Source organism: Campylobacter volucris (genome assembly GCF_008245045.1).
Lineage (GTDB): Bacteria > Campylobacterota > Campylobacteria > Campylobacterales > Campylobacteraceae > Campylobacter_D > Campylobacter_D volucris.
In genome coordinates this window covers 424,354-451,039 of record NZ_CP043428.1, presented here as the reverse complement: position 1 = coordinate 451,039, position 26,686 = coordinate 424,354, and the positions used below count along the sequence as shown (strand labels likewise).

General features: G+C 31.1%; 16 protein-coding genes, 3 tRNA genes and 3 rRNA genes. 6 read left to right on the top strand and 16 right to left on the bottom strand.

Going from position 1 to position 26,686, the window contains the following annotated elements:
- Positions 1-15: 15 nt before the first annotated feature.
- Both CVOLT_RS02400 and CVOLT_RS02395 read right to left on the bottom strand, forming a co-directional pair.
- Entirely contained in the window at positions 16-1,377 is a 1,362-nt protein-coding gene (locus CVOLT_RS02400) for a uracil-xanthine permease family protein (RefSeq protein ID WP_039665275.1), read from the bottom strand.
- 10 nt (positions 1,378-1,387) lie between these two features.
- Complete coding sequence (locus CVOLT_RS02395; RefSeq protein ID WP_039666246.1) at positions 1,388-2,299, bottom strand: DMT family transporter; 912 nt, start codon at positions 2,297-2,299, stop codon at positions 1,388-1,390.
- Between the two features lie 96 nt (positions 2,300-2,395).
- On the opposite strand from CVOLT_RS02395, the gene der reads away from it, so the two are divergent.
- From der to CVOLT_RS02370, 5 genes are read left to right on the top strand one after another with little or no spacing between them, the layout of a single operon-like run.
- Positions 2,396-3,781 (top strand): ribosome biogenesis GTPase Der, encoded by a 1,386-nt coding sequence (gene der, locus CVOLT_RS02390; RefSeq protein WP_039665274.1) that lies wholly within the window; start codon positions 2,396-2,398, stop codon positions 3,779-3,781.
- A complete protein-coding gene (locus CVOLT_RS02385) occupies positions 3,765-4,262 on the top strand; it encodes a shikimate kinase (protein WP_039665273.1) in 498 nt (165 codons plus the stop codon). Before der ends, CVOLT_RS02385 begins: the two co-directional genes overlap by 17 nt.
- Positions 4,259-5,218: a tryptophan--tRNA ligase gene (gene trpS / locus CVOLT_RS02380; RefSeq protein WP_039665272.1), complete on the top strand. Its 960-nt coding sequence runs from the start codon at positions 4,259-4,261 to the stop codon at positions 5,216-5,218. Before CVOLT_RS02385 ends, trpS begins: the two co-directional genes overlap by 4 nt.
- A 13-nt stretch (positions 5,219-5,231) precedes the next feature.
- Positions 5,232-6,467: a serine--tRNA ligase gene (gene serS, locus CVOLT_RS02375; RefSeq protein ID WP_039665271.1), complete on the top strand. Its 1,236-nt coding sequence runs from the start codon at positions 5,232-5,234 to the stop codon at positions 6,465-6,467.
- Positions 6,468-6,476: 9 nt separating this feature from the next.
- Positions 6,477-8,864, top strand: a complete 2,388-nt coding sequence (locus CVOLT_RS02370; RefSeq protein WP_039665270.1) for a tetratricopeptide repeat protein — start codon at positions 6,477-6,479, stop codon at positions 8,862-8,864.
- Between the two features lie 84 nt (positions 8,865-8,948).
- Here the strand turns inward: CVOLT_RS02370 and CVOLT_RS02365 are convergent.
- From CVOLT_RS02365 to secA, 7 genes are all read right to left on the bottom strand, one after another.
- Positions 8,949-9,023, bottom strand: a tRNA-Asn gene (locus CVOLT_RS02365).
- 48 nt (positions 9,024-9,071) lie between these two features.
- Complete coding sequence (locus CVOLT_RS02360; protein ID WP_132038041.1) at positions 9,072-9,989, bottom strand: radical SAM protein; 918 nt, start codon at positions 9,987-9,989, stop codon at positions 9,072-9,074.
- Complete coding sequence (hemE, locus tag CVOLT_RS02355) at positions 9,986-11,008, bottom strand: uroporphyrinogen decarboxylase (RefSeq protein WP_039665269.1); 1,023 nt, start codon at positions 11,006-11,008, stop codon at positions 9,986-9,988. The genes CVOLT_RS02360 and hemE overlap by 4 nt, the downstream gene beginning before the upstream one ends.
- Before the next feature lie 14 nt (positions 11,009-11,022).
- Positions 11,023-11,529 (bottom strand): YqhA family protein, encoded by a 507-nt coding sequence (locus CVOLT_RS02350; protein ID WP_039665268.1) that lies wholly within the window; start codon positions 11,527-11,529, stop codon positions 11,023-11,025.
- A 9-nt stretch (positions 11,530-11,538) separates the two neighbouring features.
- Positions 11,539-12,555, bottom strand: coding sequence for an aspartate-semialdehyde dehydrogenase (locus tag CVOLT_RS02345; protein WP_039665267.1), 1,017 nt, complete (start codon positions 12,553-12,555; stop codon positions 11,539-11,541).
- An 11-nt stretch (positions 12,556-12,566) separates the two neighbouring features.
- A complete protein-coding gene (locus tag CVOLT_RS02340) occupies positions 12,567-13,856 on the bottom strand; it encodes a sigma-54-dependent transcriptional regulator (RefSeq protein ID WP_039665266.1) in 1,290 nt (429 codons plus the stop codon).
- A 9-nt stretch (positions 13,857-13,865) separates the two neighbouring features.
- The gene (secA, locus tag CVOLT_RS02335) at positions 13,866-16,457 is read right to left on the bottom strand and encodes a preprotein translocase subunit SecA (RefSeq protein ID WP_039665265.1); all 2,592 of its coding nucleotides are present in this window, start codon (positions 16,455-16,457) and stop codon (positions 13,866-13,868) included.
- A gap of 116 nt (positions 16,458-16,573) precedes the next feature.
- Here secA and lolA point away from each other — a divergent pair, with 116 nt between their 5' ends.
- Positions 16,574-17,080 carry a LolA-like outer membrane lipoprotein chaperone gene (gene lolA, locus CVOLT_RS02330; protein WP_039665264.1) on the top strand — a complete coding sequence of 169 codons (507 nt, stop codon included), beginning with the start codon at positions 16,574-16,576 and terminating at the stop codon, positions 17,078-17,080.
- On the opposite strand, the gene CVOLT_RS02325 is transcribed toward lolA, so the two are convergent.
- From CVOLT_RS02325 to CVOLT_RS02290, 7 genes are all read right to left on the bottom strand, one after another.
- Positions 17,081-17,731 carry a flagellar basal body-associated FliL family protein gene (locus CVOLT_RS02325; RefSeq protein ID WP_052243158.1) on the bottom strand — a complete coding sequence of 217 codons (651 nt, stop codon included), beginning with the start codon at positions 17,729-17,731 and terminating at the stop codon, positions 17,081-17,083.
- Positions 17,712-19,067 (bottom strand): ATP-dependent DNA helicase, encoded by a 1,356-nt coding sequence (locus CVOLT_RS02320; RefSeq protein WP_039666243.1) that lies wholly within the window; start codon positions 19,065-19,067, stop codon positions 17,712-17,714. The genes CVOLT_RS02325 and CVOLT_RS02320 overlap by 20 nt, the downstream gene beginning before the upstream one ends.
- A 1,916-nt stretch (positions 19,068-20,983) precedes the next feature.
- A 5S ribosomal RNA gene (gene rrf, locus CVOLT_RS02310) occupies positions 20,984-21,100 on the bottom strand.
- Between the two features lie 117 nt (positions 21,101-21,217).
- Positions 21,218-24,124: ribosomal RNA gene (locus CVOLT_RS02305) — 23S ribosomal RNA — on the bottom strand.
- A 379-nt stretch (positions 24,125-24,503) separates the two neighbouring features.
- A tRNA-Ile gene (locus tag CVOLT_RS02300) sits at positions 24,504-24,580 on the bottom strand.
- A gap of 8 nt (positions 24,581-24,588) precedes the next feature.
- Positions 24,589-24,664: transfer RNA gene (locus tag CVOLT_RS02295), tRNA-Ala, on the bottom strand.
- Between the two features lie 93 nt (positions 24,665-24,757).
- Positions 24,758-26,270 (bottom strand): 16S ribosomal RNA (locus CVOLT_RS02290).
- Together the 16S, 23S and 5S rRNA genes with 2 tRNA genes alongside form the textbook arrangement of a ribosomal RNA operon.
- Positions 26,271-26,686 lie beyond the last annotated feature (416 nt).

Sequence of the window (26,686 nt, the reverse complement as noted above, 5' to 3'; positions counted from 1 at the left end):
TATTTTTTTCGTATTTTACTTTATTTTTCTTTGATTTTCTTCAATTGGAAAGATAAAATTTAAAATAATAGCTGTAATTGCACCTGCTGCTATTCCTGAAGAAAATAAAGTTTTAAACCATGATGGCATAAAATTTAAAATATCAGGGTTGTTAGAAACTCCAAGTCCTATACCCAAACTCATAGCAATGATAATAATAGACCTACGATTTAAATTTTCTTTAGAAATAATCCTAACTCCAGTGGCTGCAATAGTTCCAAACATCACTAAAGTTGCTCCGCCTAAAACAGGTTCAGGAATTTGTAGTGCAATATCAGCAACAATTGGAAACAATCCTAAAATCATCAACATAAAAGCTACAATAAATCCAACATATCTACTTGCAACACCCGTTAAAGCTATTACTCCATTATTTTGTCCAAAACAAGAATTTGGAAAAGTATTAAACAAAGCTGAAACAAAAGAATTTAAGCCATTTGCTAAAACTCCGCCCTTTAATCTTTTTGTATAAATTTCACCTTTTAACGGTTGATTTGAAACTTCACTTGTTGCACTAATATCACCAATGGTTTCAAGAGAAGTTACCATAAAAACCAAAATCAAAGGTAAAATCAAATTATAATCAATGCTTAAACCATAATGCACAGGATTTGGCAAAAATATCATAGGTAAATTTTCATTTAAGTTCAAATTAAAGTTTTCAAAAAACATCGCAACCAAAACCCCAATAATCATAGCTATAAATAAAGATGAAATTCTAATATAAGCATTACGAAAAAGATTTAAAACTATAATGCATAAAATCACAATACCAGCTAAAAATAAATTATGTAAAGAACCAAATTCCCCATTTGCTTTAGCACCAAAACCTCCACCTGCACTAACAAGACCAACATTAATCAAAGTAAGACCTATAATCAAAACAACAATACCAGAAACCAAAGGAGAAATAATCTTTTTTACAAAAGGTAAAATTTGAGAAATTATCATTTCCGTGGTTGAACATAACATTAAAGTACCAAAAATAGCTCCAAGCATAGCTTCTTGAGATAAACCATCGTTTTTTAAAGCAAGGCCACCTAAAATCAAAGGAGAGACAAAATTAAAACTCGTTCCTTGTATAGATAATAACCCACTACCTACAATCCCCCAAGTTTTAATTTGCAAAAGCGAAGCTATACCCGAAGCAAATAATGACATACAAATAATTCTTGTAGTATTTTCATCATCAACACCAAGTCCTTTACATATAAGTAAAGCTGGGGTAATCACAGCTACAAACATAGCCATCAAATGCACCAAAGCTGCAAAAAAAGCTTTTGTAAATGGAGGTTTATCCTCTAAACCATAAATTAAATTCACTTTATTTTCTATCATTTTAACTCCTTTAGTTTTGTCTTATTACTAAAATTAATCCACCAAAAACTATACTAAAAATTCCAATCAACACTAAAATACTAGGAAAACTATCTCCTAATAAAATCCCTAAAAACAAAGTAAAAACAACATCTATATAACTAACCCCTGCTACAACTCCAGCCTTTTTAGCTACTCCATAAGCTTTAGTAATATGAATTTGATACATTGCTCCAAATATGCCCATACAAACTATAACAATCCAAGCTTTAAAACTAGGCATTACAAAAGGAGCGATCAAAAAATCAAGCTCTTTTACCTGATAAAAAGAACCTATAATCATAGAAAACATAGGCATTAAAGTGCCAATCAATACAAAAGATAAAGCTATAAAAGGTGCTGGATAAGATTTTTTCAGCTCTCTTACACTAGTTAAAGCCAAAGCTGCGCAAAATCCACTTAAAATTCCTAAAATACTATTTTTTAAATCAAACCCTGAATGATTTGCTTCATCAACAAAAGGCTGACAAACCAACAAAACTCCAATAAAAGCTATAAAAATTCCAAAAATAGCATTTAATCCTAGTTTTTCTTTAAACAAGAAAAAAGCAATCAAAGCTATAAAAATAGGAGCTGTTTTTTGAAAAGCAAAAGCCCCACCTAAAGAGATATTTGCAACATTATAAAAGAAAAGATACAAAGCTATAGTTCCTATAACTCCTCTAAAAATTAATAAACCAAAATGACCACCATTTTTATGAAATTTTAATTTAGAAAGCAAATAAATCATAAAAATAGTCCCGATAATATTTCTAAAAAACATGATTTCAATCGATGATATTTCTTCGCTTAAAATTTTCGCACAAGCTCCAACCAATGCAAATTCCATCGAAGCTATAATCATAAAATATATACCTAAATTTTTCTTGACTATTCTTAACATATGATTTCCATAAAAAATTGCCATAATTTTAGTCTTTTTTGCTTAATTTTAAGGCAAATTTTATATAATCACGAATAAAAATCTCAACGGATATAAATGCAAAGTATTATTTTAATAGGAAAACCTAATGTAGGCAAATCAAGTCTTTTTAATAGACTTGCAAGAAAACGCATAGCCATTACTAGTGATATAAGTGGCACCACAAGAGATACCAATAAAGTAGAAGTTCAAATAGATGGTAAAAAAGCTTTATTGATAGATAGTGGCGGACTTGATGAGAGTAATGAACTTTTTAAAAATGTAAAAGCAAATTCTTTAAAAGCTGCCAAAAATAGCGATATCATTTTTTACATGGTAGATGGAAAATTTTTACCAGGTGATGAAGATAAAGCATTTTTTTATGAAATGAAAAAACTTAACAAGCCCATAGCCTTAATCATCAACAAAATAGATAACAAAAAAGACGAGGAAAGATCTTGGGAATTTTCTAGCTTTGGAGTAAAAGAAATTTTTAATATTTCAGTTACACATAATATAGGCATAGATGAGCTTTGTATGTGGGCAGGAAAATTTTTAAATGAGAATTTTTTAAGCCAAGATGAAGAAGAAGATTTTGATGCATATTTAGAAAATTTTGATGAAAATAGTGGTGATTTTAAACTCAAAAATATTGATGAAAATCATATTAAAGTTGGAATTATTGGTAGGGTAAATGTAGGCAAATCAAGTCTTTTAAATGCTTTGGTTAAAGAAGAAAGAAGTGTGGTTAGTGATATAGCAGGTACAACCATAGATCCTGTTAATGAATGTATTATGCATAAAGATAAAATCATTGAATTTGTAGATACTGCAGGAATTAGAAAAAGAGGTAAAATTCAAGGCTTAGAACGCTATGCGCTAAATAGAACCGAATATGCTTTAGCTAATGCACAAATTGCACTTTTAGTCCTTGATGCTTCAGAAGGCTTTAATGAGCTTGATGAAAGAATTGCAGGGCTTGCTGCAAAACATTATCTAGGAGTGATTATAGTCTTAAATAAATGGGATAAAAGCGAGCTTGATTTTGATAAAACTTTAAAAGAATTAAAACTAGATCGCTTTAAATTTTTGGCTTATGCTCCAGTTGTTAGCGTATCAGCCTTAAGTGGCAAAAGAGTGCATGTGCTTTTAGATAAAATTTTAGAAATTTTTGCAAATTTTACTCAAAAAATTCCAACTGCTAAACTAAATACTTTAATAGAAGAAGCTACAAGAGCTCATCCTTTACCACATGATTATGGAAAATTGGTAAAAATTTATTATGCAGTTCAATATGATCTTGCACCTCCAAAAATCGCTTTAATTATGAATAGGCCAAAAGCTTTGCATTTTTCCTATAAGCGTTATTTGCAAAATCAAATTAGAAAGAAATTTAATTTTGAGGGTGTTCCTTTAATCATAGCTTCAAGAAAAAAAGGAAGCAAAGATGAACAAGAAGGATAATCTCCTTTTTGTTGGCTTTATGGGTTGTGGAAAAAGCACCATAGCTAAAGCATATGCTAAAAAATATGATAAATTCTTCCTAGATACTGATGAGCTAATAAAACAAAAATTTGATCTTGAAATTCATAAAATATTTTCTTTATACGGGGAAGATTTTTTTAGAAATGAAGAAAAAAAACTCATTTATTTTTTAAAAAACCTTAAAAATGCTTCTATTGCAAGTGGCGGAGGGTTTATCAAACATAAAAAGATTAAAAAAATTGGCACTATAGTGTATCTAAAGTCAAGTTTTGATTATATTTTAAACAGATTAGATGAAACACAGATTCTTTCAAGACCCCTACTTTCAAACTTAGCTAATGCCAAAATACTTTTTGATCAAAGAATTCAAAAATATGAAAAAAAAGCTGATTTTATCATAGATATCGAAGATAAAAGCATAGATCAAATCATCACACAAATAAAAAAAGAGGTAAAATGAGAGTTATAACAGGATTGCAACCTAGCGGGGATTTACACATAGGAAATTATTTTGGCTCTATCAAACAAATGCTTGATTTGCAAGAACAAAATCAAATGTATATTTTTATAGCTAATTATCATGCTATGACATCCAATCAAAATGGTGAATTTTTAAAACAAAACTCACTCAAAGCAGCTGCTGCGTTTTTAAGCTTAGGCATTGATCCTCAAAAAAGTGTTTTTTGGCTGCAAAGTGATGTAAAAGAAGTTTTGGAGCTTTATTGGATTTTGTCACAATTTACTCCAATGGGACTTTTAGAAAGAGCTCATTCTTATAAAGATAAAATCGCAAAAGGATTAAATTCAAACCATGGGCTTTTTTCTTATCCTGTTTTAATGGCTGCTGATATTTTACTTTTTAACCCTAATATCGTTCCAGTTGGTAAAGATCAAATTCAACATGTAGAAATCGCAAGAGATATAGCCTTAAAAGTAAACAACGAATGGGGAGAAATTTTTACTCTACCAAGTGCAAAAGTAAGCGAAGAAGTAGCAGTGGTCCCAGGTACTGATGGAGCTAAGATGAGCAAATCTTATCAAAATACTATTGATATTTTTAGTTCTGCTAAAACTTTAAAAAAGCAAGTTTCTTCTATTATAACTGATAGCACTGCTTTAGAAGATCCAAAAGATTATACAACTTGCAATATTTTTAACATAGCAAAACTTTTTCTTGATGAAAACGAGCAAGAAAAATTAAAAGCTAGATATCAAAAAGGTGGAGAAGGTTATGGACATTTTAAGATGTATTTAAATGATATAATTAATGATTATTTTGCCCATGCTAAAAATGAATATGAAAATTTATTACAAAATCCATCTAAAATTAAAGAAATCTTAGAATTTGGCGCAAAAAAAGCCAAAAAAACAGCTCAAGAAACAATGGAAAAAATTTATGCTAAAATAGGACTATGATTAAGGAGTAAATATGTTAGATCTTAGACTTTTACAAAATAATTTTGAAGAAATCTCACCAAAATTAAAAGCAAAAAAAGTAGATGAAAATACGCTAAAACAATTACAGCAATTATTTATCGAGCTAAAAAAAGAAAAAGCTATTTTAGAAGAACTCCAAGCCTTTCAAAATAAATTTAGCAAAGAACTAGCTAGTGCTGCTGATAAAGAAAGTTTAAAAATTCAATTAAGTCAAAACAAAGAAAAAATCAATACTCAATCAAAAATAGTTGCTAATCTTGAAGAAAAACTTGAAGAAATTGCAATTGCTATTCCAAATATACCTGATGATTGCGTTCCTATTGGTGAAGATGAAAATGAAAATATAGAATTAAAAAAAGTTCTAACTCCTCCTCAATTTGATTTTGAAATCAAAGAACATCATGATTTAGGAGAAAATTTAAATTGGCTTGATTTTGCAAGAGGGGTAAAAATTTCTCAAAGTCGCTTTTGTGTATTGAAAAATGAAGGAGCTTTGTTAAGTAGAGCTTTAGTAAATTATATGATTGATTTTAATAGAAGCAGGGGTTTTGATTTGGTAAATGTCCCATTTTTAGTTAATAGTACTACTATGTATGGAACAGGACAACTTCCAAAATTCAAAGATGATATGTATAAAATAGATAATGAAGATTTATATCTCATCTCAACTTCTGAAATTCCAGTAACCAATCTTTACTCAAATGAAATTTTAACAAGCGAATCTTTACCTATAAAAATGACTTGTTATAGTGCTTGTTTTAGAAAAGAAGCAGGAAGCGCTGGACGAGACACAAGAGGAATTATAAGACAACATCAATTTGAAAAAGTAGAACTTGTTAGCATAACAAAACCTGAGCAAAGCGATATAGTTTTTGAAGAAATGGTTGCTTGTGCTAGTGATTTATTAAGCTCTTTAGGACTTGCTCACAGACACCTAATGCTTTGTACAGGGGATTTAGGATTTTCTGCTGCAAAAACTGTCGATTTAGAAGTTTGGTTACCTTCTCAAAATAAATACAGAGAAATTTCTTCAGTATCAAATTGCAAAGATTTTCAAGCAAGAAGAGCAAAAATTCGCTATAAAAATGAAAAAGGCAAAAACGAATTAGTTCATACTTTAAATGGCTCATCTTTAGCCGTAGGACGCACTTTGATAGCTATAATGGAAAACTATCAAGATAAAAATGGCAAAATAACAATACCTGATGTTTTAAGAAAATATTTTTAAGAATAAAAAATGGCAGAAGAAGTAACACTAAAAGAACAAGACAATCAAGAAAATACTAACAATCTTGAAGAAAATTTAGAACCTGAAATTCCACCTGGAACTATTCCTCCTGAATTAGAAGAGGAAAATACTTTTCAAAGAGTTGAAGAAGAACCACAAGAAACACAAAAAGAAGAAAATAAAAAACTTTTTGATAAAAATTTTCTCATCATAATAGGTGCTCTTGTGGGGCTTGTTTTAATTTTACTTATAGTTTTAATTTTACTTATAGTTTTTAAAAAAGAACCTCAAGCAGTTGTTGCACACGAAACGATAAAAGAAACCAATACTTCAGTAGAAATTACAAAAATTCAACAATCTGCGCTTGATTTAGTCATCCAAAAGGCAAATTTATTGTATGAAAAAGGCGATGTTAAAGGCGCATTAGAACTTTATGATAGTGTTAATATCTTTAATGAATCATTATCAAGCTACAATCTTGGAGTAGCTCAAATGAAACAACAAGATTATAAAAGTGCAATATCAAATTTTAAACAATCTTTAGATTTAGAAAAACACAAAGTAGCAGCTGCTATTAATATCGCTGTATGTTATTTTTACCTTAACGATAAAGAAAAATTTAAATATTATCTTGATTTAGCCAAAGTTCATTTACCACAAAATGCTGATTCTATTTTATATAATTATTATCTAGGCTTAATTAATTATTATCAAGGGTTTTACCCAGAAGCTTTACAGATGTTTGCTCACTCTAATAATGTTTCAAGCTATAAAGATGAATCATATTATCTTGGAGCCAAAATTTATTCTCTTTTACAAGCTGATAAAGATGCGATTAATTTTTTACTAAAACAAGAAAATTATGAAGCGAGTTTGCCGCTTGGATTGTTATATGCTAAATTAGGAGAATATTCCAAAGCAAAAGAATATCTAACAAGAGCTACAAAAATTGATTCTCAAAAATCAAGAAGCTCCATAGCTTTAGCTTTAGTAGAACTTAAAACTGGGCAGTATAACAAAGGCGCGCAAATTTTACAAAATTTATTTACTTCAGATAAAGATATAGCTACTAAATACTATGGTATAAAAACTAGATTAAAGAAAAATCTATACAGCATTGATATAGCACAAAAAGATTTTGCTAAAGAATTAATTAGCTCAAAACAACAAATTTATGATTTGTTATTTTATTTTTCTCCTTATAGGGTTTTTGATGTCAAACAAAGTATGGAACTTATAACCAAAGCTGATTTAGGAAGTTTTGTGCAAGCTTATGAGTATGAAAGCAAACTTCTTCTTGAAAGTAAAATGCTATCTGGTGTAAATATCGAGCTTTCTCGTGCAATCAATCTAGCTTTTAACTTGCGTCTAAGAGAAGCAAATCAAGAATTTAAAAAAATCAATCAAAACTATAGCTCACACGATGTAATCCACTATAATCTTGCTCTGACTTATGCGCAATTACAAGATTACAATAACGCGGCTAATCATTTCTCAACCGCTTATCATCTTAATCCTAAAAATCATTTAGCGGGTATTTTTGCTATATTTTGTATGGATTTGATTAAAAAAGATTACACAAAACTCCAAAATGAAGTGATAGAAAATTTACAAGCTGATACAAATTTAAATAACAATAATATCTATAAATATTTACTTTATATTCCAAACAAAGATTATAGCGCAATGCTGCCTTATCTTGATGATTTTAGTATTGAACAAAAAAGTCCTTTAGAATTGATGTTTGCAATCATTGCTGCCAATGGAAATAATTTACTTGAAGTAAGAAACGAAGCTGTAGTAGCCTTAAAAAAACTACTCAATAAAGACATTATTAGTAATATTTTGTATTTTAATGCTAAAAATATGAATTTAGATATCAAAGCTTATGCTAAACAAGCTCAAATTTATTTTCAAAATACAAAACTTGATTACAATTCTTTGTTTGGTGGAGCAGGCATTGTCAAAGATAGCTTTGTGAGTTTAATGCAAATTACAGGCTTAATCAATCATGTAAGAAATGATATAAAGAAAAAACTAGCAACTAGCGATAAAAACTCAATAGGATTGATTTTTGCCTTAGCATATATTGATATTTTTGCACAAGAATACCAAGAAGCATATACACTTTATAATATACTCATAGATGATTATAAAATAAAAGATGCTCAAACTCTATTTTTAGCAGCAGTTTCAGCAATTGGTTCAAACAATCCAAATTCGGCCATAGCTCTTTTAGAACTTGCAAGATTAGAAAGTGAAGAAACTTTAGAAGCACGCCTTGCTTTAGGTTTGTTATATCATGAAGTTCAAAATTTAGAACCAGCTATATTTCAATACGAAAAAGTAGGAGATGGTTTTGAAAGTAAATTTTTCACTTTTGATATAAAAAATTAATATTTTCTATGAAAACATAGAAAATATTAAAACTAAATTATAATTGGACTAATAATAAAAAAATGATTGATTGAAAAATGTAAGTGGCTCCGGATGTAGGATTCGAACCTACGACCAATCGGTTAACAGCCGACTACTCTACCGCTGAGCTAATCCGGAACATTTTTTAAAAAAGAAATGGTATTATATATAAAAAGAATACATTTGTCAAGTATTTTGCAAAGTTTTGTAAAATTTCACACCTGATAAATTTTTAACCACAATCTTTTTTTCTTTAAGTAATTTAGCAAGATTGTCTTTGCTAAGCTGACTAAAATTGTTTTCTACATCAAATTCACTTTGAGATCTTAATTGTAGCATTTTCAAAAGTTCTTGTTCACTAAAATCATTTTTAATACCATCATAATTATGTTTAGCTAAAACCACTGGCACACTAGTAATATATAAACCAAGCTCTTGTAGTTTTTTAAAATCAATTGCTTTGACCGGATATGCAGGAGGTCTATCTATAGTGCTAAAATCCACTCTAAGCGGATTAATACTAGCAAAAGCTTGATTTAAAGCAAGCATTTCTTCTTTTATATCATTAATTCCTTCTACTATTAAAGTTTCCATGATCAAATCGCCTTTAAAATCTTTGCTAAAAGCTATCATTTTTTCAATCAAATCATGAATTTTTATTTGTTTTAAAGCCTTATCGATTTTATAAAATGTTTTTTCTATAGCACTATCAAGGCTAAATTTAACCACATCTAAACTAAGTAAAGCTTTATATGCTTTTGCATTTAAAACTGCACTTCCATTGCTTAATATCAAAAGTTTTTTACCATTTTTAATTTGATTAAGTTTTACTATAAGCTCATCTAAAAAAGGATACAAGCTTGGCTCTCCATTAGCAGTTAAAGTGATAAAATCAATATGCTTATGACGCGCTAAAGCTTGTTCAAGCTCTTTTATGATATCTTCTATGCTAGGATAAACCAAAGATTTTTCTTGAGGTTTAGCAGCTTTTAACTCACAATATACACAATCAAAATTGCACTGTTTTTGATCAGGACTTAAATCAATCCCTAAAGATATTCCAAATCTTCTTGAGTTGATAGGACCAAAAACAATCTTATTCAAATTCTTGAGCTCTCTTGTACTAATTTAATAAAATATTTTGCATTCTCAACAGGAATGTCAGGTAAAATTCCATGACCAAGATTAAAAATATGCGGTGCATTTTGCATTGTATTTAAGATATTTTCAACACCTATTTTAATAGCTTTTTGATCATACAATCTACATGGTTCCATATTACCTTGTAAGGTATATTTGTGAGATAATTTTTCTTTTGCTAAATTTAAAGGCGTACTCCAATCAACACCAAAAACATCAAAATTTCCATCGATTTTATCTAAAAAGCCACTTATACCTTTAGGAAAAATTATCACAGGAATGTGTGGATATTTTGTTTTGATATAATCAGAAATTTCTAACATGTATTTAAAAGAAAATTCAAAAAAAACATCTTGCTCTAAAGCGCTTGCCCAGCTATCAAAAATTTGAACAGCATTAGCTCCTGCTTTGATTTGTTCTTCTAAATATAATTTTAATGCTTGGGTTAGTTTTGATAAAATTTTATGCAAAAATTCAGGATTTTGATAAAGGATTTTTTTACTTTTTGTATAATTTTTACTACCTCCACCTTCTATCATATATGTAGCTATAGTCCAAGGACTTCCGCAAAATCCTATCAAGGCTTTATCTTGCGGTAATTTTTCTCTAGTTAATTTTAAAGCATCATAAACATAAGAAAGATTTTTAACACTTTTATTTACATCTAAAATGTTCAAATCATCTTCATTTGTAATAGGATTTGTAAAAATAGGACCTTCGCCTTTTTCAAATTTAAGCTCCATTCCCATTTCTAAAGGCACTACTAAAATATCTGAAAAAATAATAGCTGCATCAACACCTAAAATATCAACAGGTTGCAAACTCACTTCACTTGCTTTTTTATAATCTTTACATAAAGATAAAAAATCTCCAGCTTGAGCTCTTACTTTCATATACTCTGGTAAATATCTTCCTGCTTGTCGCATCATCCATATAGGAGTATAAGAAGTAGTTTTTTTAAAACATGCATCAATAAAAATCATATAAAACCTTTAAATTAGTGATCGCTTTTATGTAAAAAGTACAAACCTATACAAAGTGCTAAAATAGAACCTGCAAGATAAGTCATATCTAAAACCGTATTAAATTGCATTTGCAAAATTCTTTGAAAGAAATTTACAACCAAAACCATAATGATAACTTTTGCAAGCTTATCTTTTAGCTGATCTAAACTATGTACTTCTAAAACTTTTGATTGTTTGATTTTTTTAAAATCTTCTATTTCGCTAATAAATAATTCATAAATTCCAAAAGAAAATATAAATAAAACCAAAGCCATTAAATATAAATCCACAGCCCCAATAATCAACCCTACAACATCTTCATGCAAATCAACGCTTGAATTTGCAAGAGTGAAATACTCAATTACATATTTTAAAACCTTAATCACATCATAACTAGCTATAAAAAATAAAACAAAAGCACCAACAAGCCCAAAAATTACAGGTAAAATTGTAACCCAACGGCTCTTAACTAATAAAATTTCAAAAAATTTCTCAAACATTTTTTTCCTTTATACCATCTCTAGCCATTTTTGAGCAATACGCACAGCATTAGTCGCAGCCCCAACACGAATTTGATCAGCCACGCACCATAAATGTATGATATTTTTATGATTAATATCTTGTCTTATTCTACCAACATAAGTTTCATTTGTATCGCTTGTAAAAAGCGGCATAGGATATTTTTTATTTTCAATATCATCTATCATTACAACGCTTGGAGCTTTAGATAAAATTTCTCTTACTTTATTAAGATCAACATCTTTTTCAAAATGCATAGTGATAGATTCACTATGACTTCTAAGCACTGGAACTCTAACACAAGTTGCTGAAATTTCGATTTTTTTATGCAAAATCTTTTGGGTTTCATTGACCATTTTTAATTCTTCTTTGGTATAACCATTTTCACAAAACTGATCAATTTGAGGAATTAAATTTAGTGCTAAAGTATATGGAAAAGTTTTTGCTTCAAATTCGTCCAATTTAAAAGCAAAAAAACTTTGCAAACCTTGAACTAGCTCTTCCATTCCTTCTTTCCCAGCTCCACTTGCAGCCTGATATGTGCTAACATCTACTCTTTTTAAGTTAAAAACATCATCAAGAGGTTTTAAAATATGCACCATTTGTATAGTTGAACAATTTGGATTAGCAATAATTCCTGTTTTTTCCCAATCTTTAATATCTTCACTATTACACTCAGGAACGACCAAAGGAACATCTTCATTCATTCTAAAATGACTTGTATTATCAATCACAACTGCACCACATTCTACTGCATATTTAGCATATTGCTCACTAATACTACCACCTGCGCTAAAAAATGCAATATCTACAGGATTTTCTTGAAAAACTGTCTTGGTGAGTTCTTGAACTTTGTAAGTTTTGCCCCTAAATTCCACACTAGTTCCTACACTTTTAGCACTAGCTAAAGGTAAAATACTCTCAACTGGAAAATTTAATTCATCTAAAACATTTAAAATCTCCTCGCCAACTGCTCCTGTTGCTCCAACTATAGCTATTTTTTTCATCCGACTTTCCTTTAGTTAATATTGTATTTTTTCATTTTTTCACAAAAAATTTGCTCACTCATGCCTATTAATTTAGCTGCTTGAGCAATATCACTTGAATTTTTTAATGCTTCTAAGATTAATTCTTTTTCTAAATTTTTTATATCTTTGCTTTTTCTGCTTTCTAAAAATAAATCTTGCTCGCTAATTTCATCGCTTTCGCTCAAAATACAAGCTCTTTGTATGATAGAAATAAGCTCTCTGATGTTACCTGGAAAATCATAAGATAATAAAGCATTTTGAGCTTGCTTGCTCAATTTTTTTTCTGTAAATTCATATTCTTTGCAAGTATCTAGTAATACTTTTTGCGCAATTTGTAAAATTTCATCTTGTCTTTGTCTAAGTGGTGGAATATTAACAGGAATAGTGTTTAATCTATAATATAAATCTTGTCTAAATTCATTATTTTCAATCTTTTTTTCTATATTTGCATTTGTTGCGCTTACTATTCTAACATCTATTTTGACACTCTTAGTTCCACCTAATCTAGTAATTTCTTTTTCTTGCAATGCTCTTAGTAATTTTGCTTGTATCTCATAAGGCATCTCACCAATTTCATCTAAAAACAAGGTTCCTTCATTAGCTAATTCAAAAAGCCCTATCTTAGTAGCATTAGCATCCGTAAAGGCACCTTTTTCAAAGCCAAACAACTCACTTTCAATTAAGTTAGCAGGAATAGCTGCCATATTAATAGCTATAAATGGCTTGGAAGCTCTTTTTGAATTTTTATGTATATAATTAGCAAAAACTTCCTTTCCTACGCCACTTTCTCCAAACAATAAAACGCTAGCATCAGTTTTAGCAGCCTTGCTTGCTAAATTTAAGCAATGCTCTAAAGCTTGAGATTTTCCAAAAAAATCTTCTTTAACTTCTTGTTTTTCAGTCTTTTTTGTGCTTTTTTTAGAAGTTTTTTCTTGTATAATTTTAGCTCTTTTAATAGCAGTAACTAAAGTATTAATATCAAAAGGCTTAACCAAAAAGTCTTTAACGCCTAGTCTTACCGCTTCTATAGCACGATTTAAAGTTGCATTTCCTGTGATGATAATAAAATCATATTTATTCTCACAAGCTTGAACAAATTCTATCCCATCAATCCCTGGCATATTAATATCTGTAATAATTAAATCAACATCATCGTTTAATTTTTTCAAAGCTTCTGTGGCTGATTTATAAGATTTTATTTTAAATTCTTCATACTCGCTCAATGCTATTTCAAGCGATTTTCTCATATTAATATCATCTTCAACTATTACCAAATTCATTCATAAACCTTATGCTAAAATGCCTTTTTTTGGCCCACTTTTGCCATGACAATCTTTATATTTTTTTCCACTTCCACAAGGGCATGGGGAATTTCTTGGAACTTTCTTAATTTCCATGTTTCCATCTTCATCTACACCACTTTCTGTGGTACTAGCAATAATTTTTTCATTTTGCTCATGCGATTTTTCTTCAAAATTTTTAGCTTCTTGTTGTGTAAATACTACATTAAATAGCAATTTTAAGCTATCAAATTTTATGCGTTCTACAAGCTCCATAAAAAGATTATAGCTTTCTTTTTTATATTCAACCAATGGATCTTTTTGGTTATAACTTCTCAAACCTATACCTGTTTTTAAAATATCCATTTGATATAAATGTTCTCTCCAAAGATTGTCTAAAATTTGAAGATACAAAATTCTCTCAATTTTTCTAGCCTCTTTTTCAACGATAATACTCATTTTTTCTTTATAAGCATGTTCTAAAATTTCACCAAGCTTATTTTCGGCTTCAATTTCATTTAAGTCTTTAAAATCTTCTTCTTTTAATTCTATATTACACTCATAATTTATCTTTTGTTTTAAGGCATCAAAATGCTTTACATTTTCTTCAAGTTCTGCATTAACATAAATTTGACTTACTATATGATTACTATACTCGCTAATATTTTTTAAAATTTTCTCCTGAAGATTATAATTTTCATCTAACAATTCATTTCTATAATTGTAAATTGTTTTTCTTTGCTCATTAGCTACATCATCATACTCAAGCAAATGTTTTCTGCTTTCAAAATGCAAACTTTCAACCTTTTTTTGGGCATTTTCTACAGCTCTTGTAACAATACGACTTTCTATATGCTCACCCTCTTCTATACCCAATCTATCCATGATATTTTTAATGCGATCACCGCCAAAAATTCTCAAAAGATTATCTTCAACACTTAGATAAAATCTACTCATACCAGGATCACCTTGTCTTCCTGCACGACCACGAAGTTGATTGTCTATTCTTCTACTTTCATGGCGTTCTGTTCCTATGATATAAAGCCCACCTAATGCTCTTACTTCATCATCTATTTTTATATCTACACCACGACCTGCCATATTAGTAGCAATAGTAACAGCACCTTTTTTACCAGCATCTTGGATAATTAAAGCTTCTTGTTCGTGATTTTTAGCATTAAGTACATGATGAGGAATGCGTTCTTTTACAAGCATATTATGAAAAACTTCACTTCGTTCTATACTTGCAGTGCCAACTAAGACAGGCTGGCCTTTAGCATTGGCTTTTTTGATTTCTTCAATCACTGCTTTAAATTTTTCATTTTGTGTTTTATAAATTAAATCATCTTTATCTATCCTTGCAACAGGTATATTTGTAGGAATAGATACAACATCTAAACTATAAATTTGTGAAAATTCTGTAGCTTCAGTTTGTGCAGTTCCTGTCATACCGGCTATCTTTTTATACATTCTAAAATAATTTTGAAAAGTAATATCTGCTAGAGTTTGACTTTCTTCTTGAATTTTTACCCCTTCTTTTGCCTCAAGCGCTTGATGCAAACCATCGCTAAAGCGCCTTCCTTCGCTCAAACGACCTGTAAATTCATCAACTATAATGACTTCTTTTTCTCTTACAACATAATGCACATCTTTTTCAAAAAGATTATGTGCTTTTAAAGCCTGATCTAATTGATGAGCCAAAATAGCATTATCAAGACTATATAAATTTTCTACACCAAATAGCTTTTCAGCTTTTGAAATTCCAGCTTCTGTTAGCATTATAGTTCTATTTTTCTCATCAACTACAAAATCCCCACTTGGTAATTCTTGAGGAGTGGCAGCTGCCTGACCTTTTTGCATTTGCTTAGCCACATCATTTGCCTTAATATAACCATCTAAAGTTCTATTAGTAGGACCACTTATGATAAGCGGAGTTCTTGCTTCATCAATTAAAATACTATCCACTTCATCAACGATTACAAAATTATGTTCTCTTTGAACCTTTTCTAAACTAGAAAATTTCATATTATCACGCAAATAATCAAAACCAAATTCATTATTTGTGCCATAAGTTATATCACATTTATAAGCTTTTTTATGAGCCTCATCGCTATTTTGCTCAGAAAGAATTACACCCACACTAAAACCTAAAAAATTGTATATAGCGCTCATTTGCTCTGCATCTCTTTTTGCTAGGTAATCATTGACAGTAACTACATGCACACCTTTTTTACTCATAGCATTTAAAACAACAGGTAAAGTCGCTACCAAAGTTTTACCCTCACCTGTTTTCATTTCAGCTATCTTGCCCTCGTGTAATACCATACCACCTATAAGTTGCACATCAAAATGACGCATATTTAAAGTTCTTTTGCCAACCTCTCTTACGATCGCAAATACATCATTTAAAATTTGATCTAAAGTGGCTTGTTCATTTTGAATTTGAAGTTGAAAATTTTCAAAAGCTTTTTTTAATTCTTCATCGTTTAAATTTTGATATTTTGCTTCTAAAGCATTGATTTGAGCTACTCTTTTTAAATATTTTTTTATTTCTCTATCATTTTTAGTCCCAAATATTGCTTTAAATATACTAGAAAACATTTTTTGCCCTTTTATAAGAATAAAAAATATTATATCTTTATTTTGATTAGAACTATATAAAATCTTTATTTATGCAAATTTTATATAATTTAAAAAATAAAATTAAGGCTTGAAATATGAGATATATCCTGATATTGTTTTTTACATTTTTACAACTTTTAGCTTTTGATGTTAATTTTAAAAATTTTAGTAGTGATTTTGTGCAAAAAGTACATAGTAACAAATCTTCACTAGAGTATAAAGGAAATTTTATTATCACTCAAAATAAAGCATTTTGGAATTATACTTATCCTATTTCAAAACAAATTTATATCAATAAACACGAAATAACAATCATTGAACCACAACTAGAACAAGTAATTTTCACAAAAATACAAAATTTACCAAACCTACAACAAATTTTTAAACAAGCTAAAAAAATATCTCAAGATACTTATGAAGCAACCTATGAAAATATCCAATATAAAATTAAATTAAAAAATGATACTTTAACAAATATTTCTTATAAAGATGAGCTGCAAAATACCATTATCATTGAATTTTTTAATCAAAAATTTAATCAAAATATAAAAGAAAATATATTTATACCAAAAATTCCAAATCACTACGATATCGTGCGTTAATTAAAAAGGTAATTCTTTAAACAACTCTTCATTTTTGCTTGGAGCAAGCATTTGCATTTGAGAATTTTCCATAGTTTTTAAAATCATATCCATAGCTTCTTTGCTAACATTTGCTTCTTTGTCTATAGTGGTATTAAAATCTGAATTTATTTTTTCACCACTGGTGTTTAAATCTTGAATTTTAGTGCTATTATGCTCTTCTTTTGTTGGCTTTTCTTCTTTTGTAGATTTTTCTTCTTTTACTAGATTTTGTGATTTTGTGATTTTTTCCTCTTTAGGGTCTAATTCTTGTAAGAATTTTTTCAATTCTTCTATATCAAATTCTTTTACAGAATTAACTTTTAAAAGATAAATATTTTTAATTTGAGTTTTGTATTTTTTATTGCTAAATTTAAGCAAGGTTTCTTTAAAGTTAGTTTTACCAATCTCGGTAAATAAATCTTCATAAAAATAACTAGAAATTATAGTATTTAAAGCATCTATAATCTTTTTTTCCTCTAAATTTTCGCCTTCAAATTCTAAATTTAATTCTATAGTTTTTAATACATTATTTCCAGTTTTTGAATACAAATCAGTTTTAAAATTTTCAATACTTAAAGTATTTGCAAAGATATTTACAACTATTATAAAACTAAATATTATCCATTTCATTTGAATTTTCCTCTTCTAAGTCAATAAAATATGTATTTAAATAAAATTCTTTAACTTTTTTATCAAATTTTAAAATTTTTAAAAAATAATCTTCGAAAGAAAATTGATAATTGTATGTAATTTTTAAATTATTAGGATCAATGGCCCTTGATAAACAAACATACAATTGCCCTTTTTCAAAAATCCCATCTATATCACAAATTAATTTATCTATGCTCATTCCTTGTGATTTGTGTATAGTTATAGCATATGCTAATTTTATAGGATATTGTATAAATTTAGCCTTTATTTTAACTTCTATTTTATTTTCATTATCTAACTCATAATCTTCCAAAAGACACTCATATGGCTTTAGTTTTAATATTTCACCATTGCTCTTTTCTATCACAATAAAACACTCATCGTTTTCATATGAAATATCTATAACTTTTCCTTGTTCTCCGTTATAATAGTTTTCTTCTTTATTATTGACACAAAAAATTATCTTAGCTCCAATTTTTATTTTTAAATTTTGCATTAGATTTAAACCATCAATCCACTGCTTAAAACTTTTATCATCTAAATTTAAATCCATTTTTTCAAATGTAGCATTAAAAATATATTCTTTTGTTTTTAAATTTTTTAATTTTACTTCATTGATAAAATTTGTTTTTTTATTGGTTGCGCATAATAAAGTATAATTATCTTCATAAGAGAGTAATTTATTTTTATCTACTAATTTGGATTTTAAATATTTTATAATCTCATCATTTATTTGACCTAATCTAATATAAAACAAATACTCATAAAATTTATTATCACTAGTTCTTTTGGATAAAGTAAGTTTGACATTTATAAAATTAAATTCATTCCAAGCATTTGATGCAAAGGCATAATGACTGTCTTGAAATAATGAATTTTGTTGTTCTTTTCGCACAACAGGTGGAAGCTGAAAGAAATCTCCAACAACGACTAATTTACCATTAAATTCAAGTCGAGTGAGTCTATAATAAATCATATCCATAATCAAAGCACTAACCATAGAAATTTCATCTATGATTAATAAATCACATTGTTTTAAAATTCTTTTTAATTTTTCTATTTTATCTTTTTGCTTTCTATCTTCATAATATAATTCATCATGACTTGCACACCTACCAAATCTAAAAAAACTATGTAGCGTAACTCCGCCTATGTTGAATGCACTGATTCCTGTTGAACCCAAAGCTATGACTATCTTACCATTTTTCCTATACTCTTTTATTAGCCTAGAAATTAAAAAAGATTTTCCTACTCCAGCTCCACCGCTTAAAAAAATATTATTATATTTTAAATATTCCATTAATTTAACTAACACCATAAAGCATTGCCCCGTTTAATATCATATATCATTTTTAAAGATATTTTATATTTTCAGTATTCCAATAACATCTAAAAAATTAAAAAACAAATCTTATATTTGCTTGCTTGTTTTAATAATTAAAATTTAAACTAATCTATAAAAAATCCATTAATGCAAATATCACACAAAATCTAAATTTTCTTATTTTACAACCCTCAACAACAAACCATTAACTTCTCTACTCATTTTATAAATTATATAATTTTACCTAAACTAGTCAAACTCTTATAGAAACTTTCTAATCACTACAAACACAATAACAACTCTTAATATAAAAAAATATAATCTTCCAATTTTTAATTTAACTAAATATTAATTTTACTTCAAATTATCTTTATGTTTTAATTTATACCAATATCTTTATATAATTATCCAAATACAAGCAACACTTTATAAAATATTACTTATTACAATTTAACATACAAGCTACAAATATTAATCACAAAAATTTAAAATCAATCTAATCATATATAATTCTTGTTTTTCACAAACTCTCATAAAAACTAATAATCAAAAAGTTATCTAATACAATTAAATATACTAATCCAAATATATTAAATAATAAATTTTCAAATTACGCTAAAAAAATTTTATCCCACAAACTTACATAACCTTACACTTTTATAATCATCACTTAAAAGTTATCTTACAAATTTAAAAACACAATTTATTATAATAAATATTATTTTCTAACTTTTTTCATATTAAAAAATCATCAATAATCTTACATCATATTATAAAAAAATAATTTGTATTTTACTAAAATTTGCTTTTATATAAAAACTATATTTTTTTATAATTTAATATTTTATTAATATCTTTATATGCTTGTTGTAATTAAACTAACCAGTATCAATCAATTTATCAAACTTAACCTCCTTTTTTTTCAAAAACCCAACCTAAAAAACTAAAAATCTTTAAATAAAATAAAATAACCCCTCCAAAAAATACCTTAATTATAATCTTTATCATCTCTATACAAAAACCATACATCCTAATAAAAAACTAAATTCATAATCTATAAGCTTTTTTATTTTTCGCCCGCCAAACTCACTCAATCACTCAATCACTCAATCACTCAATCACTCAATCACTCAATCACTCAATCACTCAATCACTCAATCACTCAATCACTCAATCACTCAATCACTCAATCACTCAATCACTCAATCACTCAATCACTCAATCACTCAATCACTCAATCACTCAATCACTCAAACTCACTTAATAACTAATTTAATTATAAACCCATAAAAACATTTAAAGGATTAAAAACTAAAAACAAATAAAAAAACTAAAATTAATTCATAAATAAATATATTAATAAATTTGTATATTAAAAACAAATCCTAATCCAATAAATAAACTAAAATCCAAACTACAATCAACAAATACAAACAAACTAAATATAATTACCAATACTTATAAATATAATTAACACAAACTAATCTTAATCAATAATTTAACCTAAGTAAAAACTAAAAAAACTAAAAAAACTAAAAAAACTAAAAAAACTAAAAAAACTAAAAAAACTAAAAAAACTAAAAAAACTAAAAAAACTAAAAAAACTAAAAAAACTAAAAAAACTAAAAAAACTAAAAAAACTAAAAAAACTAAAAAAACTAAAAAAACTAAAAAAACTAAAAAAACTAAAAAAACTAAAAATAAAAAAAGATATAAACATTAAGAAAGAATAAAATATCAACGATAATTAATCCCTAAAACCCTAAAAACATTTAAATTATTTATAAAAAATCCAACAAATAAAAAATATAAATAAATAATAAAGAATTGATAAAAATAAAAGCTAGTAAATAAATTAAACTATAAAGAATTAATACAAATAGAAGAATAAAAATAAGTAATTAACAAGTCCGCAATGAGCTACTTTCCCCCTGCCAGTAAGGCGTAGTATCATCACCCACGATGTGCTTAGCTTCTTGGTTCGGGATGGATCAAGGCGTCTCCACATCTGTATAATCACGGACATTGTTATTTAAATATTCTTTATAAGAATACTTAAAAAACAATGTTAAGAGCAAGTTTTATAAAAACTCTTATTAAGATTTATTATGAAAAACCTTAACAAGGAAGTGATGCTTAAATAAGATAAGCCAAACGCTCTATTAGTACTGGTCAGCTAAAGGACTTTCATCCATTACACACCCAGCCTATCAAACTAGTAGTCTTCTAGAGAGCTTAGAGAAGATTCATCTTAGAGTTGGCTTCACGCTTAGATGCTTTCAGCGTTTATCCGTTCCAAACTTAGCTACGCTGCGATGCTCTTGGCAGAACAACAGCTACACCAGTGGTTTGTTCAACCCGGTCCTCTCGTACTAGGGTCAAATCTCTTCAATCTTCTTACGCCCACGGCAGATAGGGACCGAACTGTCTCACGACGTTCTGAACCCAGCTCGCGTACCGCTTTAAATGGCGAACAGCCATACCCTTGGGACCTGCTCCAGCCCAGGATGCGATGAGCCGACATCGAGGTGCCAAACCTCCCCGTCGATGTGAGCTCTTGGGGGAGATCAGCCTGTTATCCCCGGGGTACCTTTTATCCTTTGAGCGATGGCCCTTCCACACAGAACCACCGGATCACTAAGACCGACTTTCGTCCCTGCTTGACTTGTATGTCTTGCAGTTAAGCTGGCTTATACCTTTATACTCTACGAACGATTTCCAACCGTTCTGAGCCAACCTTTGTAAGCCTCCGTTATTATTTGGGAGGCGACCGCCCCAGTCAAACTACCCACCAGACATTGTCCCACTTGAGGATAACTCAAGCTGGTTAGCTACCCAAATAAGAAAGAGTGGTATCTCAACAACGGCTCATATACAACTGGCGTCATATACTCAAAGCCTCCCACCTATCCTGCACATTCTTATCCAAATAGCAGTGTCAAGCTGTAGTAAAGGTCCACGGGGTCTTTCCGTCTTGCCGCGGGTAGGAGGAATTTTCACCTCCACTACAATTTCACTGGATCCCTCTTTGAGACAGCTCCCATCTCGTTACGCCATTCATGCAGGTCGGTATTTAACCGACAAGGAATTTCGCTACCTTAGGACCGTTATAGTTACGGCCGCCGTTTACTCGGGCTTCGATCAAGAGCTTCGCTAATGCTAACCCCATCAATTAACCTTCGAGCACCGGGCAGGCGTCACACCCTATACATCCTCTTACGAGTTAGCAGAGTGCTGTGTTTTTGGTAAACAGTCGGGAGGGACTCTTTGTTGTAAGTTTCTTTGCTTTCGGAGTAAATCCTAATACAAAGCGAACCACACCTTATACCGAAGATACGGTGCTATTTTGCAGAGTTCCTTAAAGAGAGTTCTTCCACGCGCCTTAGAATACTCATCCCACCCACCTGTGTCGGTTTACGGTACGGGCAACATTAGCTAAACTTAGAAACTTTTCTTGGCTCGACGGCATCAGCATTACTCTTATCCATCCGAAGACTTCAAAAAGCTTATAGGTTCTCGGAGTATTCTTATACGGATTTGCCTATATAAGCTCCTACGACTTTCAACTAGCACTTCCATCCGCTAGCAATGCTTAGCCCTAAGCGTCCTTCCATCGCACACTAATGTTGGTATTGGAATATTAACCAATTTGCCATCGCCTACCCCTTTCGGACTCGGCTTAGGACCCGACTAACCCTACGATGACGAGCATCGCGTAGGAAACCTTGGGTTTACGGCGTTAATGATTCTCACATTAATTATCGCTACTCATGCCTGCATGCTCACTTCTATTCGCTCCAGCACTCCTTACCGGTATACCTTCGACGCAAATAGAACGCTCTCCTACCACTTGACAAAGTCAAGTCTACAGCTTCGGTACTTACTTTAGCCCCGTTATATTTTCCGCGCAAAATCACTAGACCAGTGAGCTATTACGCTTTCTTTAAAGGATGGCTGCTTCTAAGCCAACCTCCTGGTTGTTTAAGTAACTTCACATCGTTTTCCACTTAAGTAAGATTTAGGGACCTTAGCTGGTAGTCTGGGTTGTTTCCCTCTTGACGACGGATTTTATCACTCGCCGCCTGACTGCTGTGATTACACTAAAGGTATTCGGAGTTTGATAGGGTTTGGTACATTGGTGTATGCCCTAGCCCATTCAGTGCTCTACCCCTTTAGTTACGACACAACGCTATACCTAAATATATTTCGGAGAGAACCAGCTATCACGAAGTTTGATTGGCCTTTCACCCCTATCCACAAGTCATCCGGGGGCTTTTCAACGCCTATCGGTTCAGTCCTCCACTAGTTCTTACACTAGCTTCAACTTGCTCATGGATAGATCACTTCGTTTCGGGTCTGCAGCATCTGACTTAATCGCCCTATTCAGACTCGCTTTCGCTACGGCTTCGCGTGTGCTTAACCTTGCCAGACACCACAACTCGCAGGCTCATTATGCAAAAGGCAGTCCATCACACTGTATTGCTACATAGTGCTCTGAATGATTGTAAGCAAATGGTTTCAGGTTCTATTTCACTCTGATCACCTCAGTTCTTTTCACCTTTCCCTCACGGTACTTGTGCACTATCGGTCTGGTATTAGTATTTAGGGTTGGATCGTGGTCGACCCAGCTTCAGACAGGATTCCTCGTGTCCCGCCCTACTCAGGATACTGCTAGCTAAGGTTTGGTTTTCGTATACGGGACTATCACCCTCTATGGCTACACTTTCCAGAGTGTTCTACTAACCTCACCTATTGCACATTGCAGTCCTACAACCCCCAGTGCAAGCACTGGGTTTGCCCTCTTGCGCTTTCGCTCGCCGCTACTGACGCAATCTCTATTGATTTCTTTTCCTGTAGGTACTAAGATGTTTCAATTCCCTACGTTCGCTCCATTATGGTAGTATATATCTCTATATACTGGGTTGCCCCATTCGGAAATCTACGGATCAAAGCTTCTTGACAGCTCCCCGTAGCTTATCGCAGTCTAGTACGTCCTTCATCGCCTTTACCAGCCAAGGCATCCACCATTCGCTCTTAATAGCTTACCTTTTTTACCTTTTATTCTAAAACGCATCACTTCCTTGTTAAAGTTTTTATAATAAAACCTTACTATCTTAAGACGGAAAGCATTTAAACACTTAATAACTAAATATAGCTAATAAGCTGTGAGTTTAAAACTTATCTTTAATCTTTCAAGATTAAAGCAAAGATAATAATAATTTTATTCTTTAACAAGTCCTGTAAAATTGTTTTTATTAAAACTTGCTTGTGACTCTTAACAATGATAATTCAAATAACATTAAATAAAAGTATTTTATTCAAATATTTTATTTAGCTTAGGTCTTAAAACCTAAAGTAAATATAATTACTCATATACTTACTTTAAGTTTTAAAACTTTTAATTAATTGATAAACAAATCTTTTTTATGGTGGGCCTAACAAGACTTGAACTTGTGACCTCACCCTTATCAGGGGTGCACTCTAACCAGCTGAGCTATAGGCCCTTAATAAATGGTGGAGAATAGCGGGATCGAACCGCTGACCTCCTGCGTGCAAAGCAGGCGCTCTCCCAGCTGAGCTAATTCCCCAAAATTAGCTTTTCATCAATCTTTGAAATCTAAACAAGGATGATTGAGTTTATATGAACTGATAGTTGTGAGACTTATCAGTTTGTACTCTAGAAAGGAGGTGATCCAACCGCAGGTTCTCCTACGGTTACCTTGTTACGACTTCACCCCAGTCGCTGATTCCACTGTGGACGGTAACTAGTTTAGTATTCCGGCTTCGAGTGAAATCAACTCCCATGGTGTGACGGGCGGTGAGTACAAGACCCGGGAACGTATTCACCGTAGCATGGCTGATCTACGATTACTAGCGATTCCGGCTTCATGCTCTCGAGTTGCAGAGAACAATCCGAACTGGGACATATTTTATAGATTTGCTCCACCTCGCGGTATTGCGTCTCATTGTATATGCCATTGTAGCACGTGTGTCGCCCTGGGCATAAGGGCCATGATGACTTGACGTCGTCCACACCTTCCTCCTCCTTACGAAGGCAGTCTATTTAGAGTGCTCGGCCAAACCGTTAGCAACTAAATACGTGGGTTGCGCTCGTTGCGGGACTTAACCCAACATCTCACGACACGAGCTGACGACAGCCGTGCAGCACCTGTCTCTAAGTTCTAGCAAGCTAGCACCCTCATATCTCTATAAGGTTCTTAGGATATCAAGCCCAGGTAAGGTTCTTCGCGTATCTTCGAATTAAACCACATGCTCCACCGCTTGTGCGGGTCCCCGTCTATTCCTTTGAGTTTTAATCTTGCGACCGTACTCCCCAGGCGGTATGCTTAATGCGTTAGCTGCATTACTGAGATGACTAGCACCCCAACAACTAGCATACATCGTTTAGGGCGTGGACTACCAGGGTATCTAATCCTGTTTGCTCCCCACGCTTTCGCGCCTTAGCGTCAGTTAAGTTCCAGCAGATCGCCTTCGCAATGGGTATTCTTGGTGATATCTACGGATTTTACCCCTACACCACCAATTCCATCTGCCTCTCCCCCACTCTAGATTACCAGTTTCCCAAGCAGTTCAACGGTTAAGCCGTTGGATTTCACAAGAGACTTGATAATCCGCCTACGCGCCCTTTACGCCCAGTGATTCCGAGTAACGCTTGCACCCTCCGTATTACCGCGGCTGCTGGCACGGAGTTAGCCGGTGCTTATTCCTTAGGTACCGTCAGAATTCTTCCCTAAGAAAAGGAGTTTACGCTCCGAAAAGTGTCATCCTCCACGCGGCGTTGCTGCGTCAGGGTTTCCCCCATTGCGCAATATTCCCTACTGCTGCCTCCCGTAGGAGTCTGGACCGTGTCTCAGTTCCAGTGTGACTGATCATCCTCTCAGACCAGTTAAGCGTCATAGCCTTGGTGAGCCATTACCTCACCAACTAGCTGATACTATATAGTCTCATCCTACACCGAAAAACTTTCCCTATTCAACTTGTGTTAAATAGGAGTATAGAGTATTAGCAGTCGTTTCCAACTGTTGTCCTCTTGTGTAGGGCAGATTAACTATACCTTACTCACCCGTGCGCCACTAATCCACAACTAGCAAGCTAGTTGCTTCATCGTTCGACTTGCATGTATTAGGCACGCCGCCAGCGTTCACTCTGAGCCAGGATCAAACTCTCCATAAAAATTATAGATAGTTTAATCTTTTTCTTCAAAGAAAAAGTATTTTAAAGATTAATAAAATAATCTTTGAATTATTCGTATGATAGATTTACATTATAAAATAATATAAATCTCTGGCTCAATCGATCACTTATTTAGATTTCAAAGATTGACTATAAGATTTGATTAACAATATTAATAATTTAAAGAACAATTTAAAAATTAGAGATTGAAATATCTTAATTTTTAACTACCTTTTTTTAAAAAAAGGAAATGAAATTATATCTATATAAGCTTAAAGTTTTATTAGGTTAGAGGAAAAGATATGGAGGATATAAATTAAAAAAATAAAAACATTAAAAGGGTTTGATTTGAAAAATAGTATTTTAGAAATTTTAAGTGGATTTTCGCAGCTTTAGTTTTAATAAGTAATTTAAAA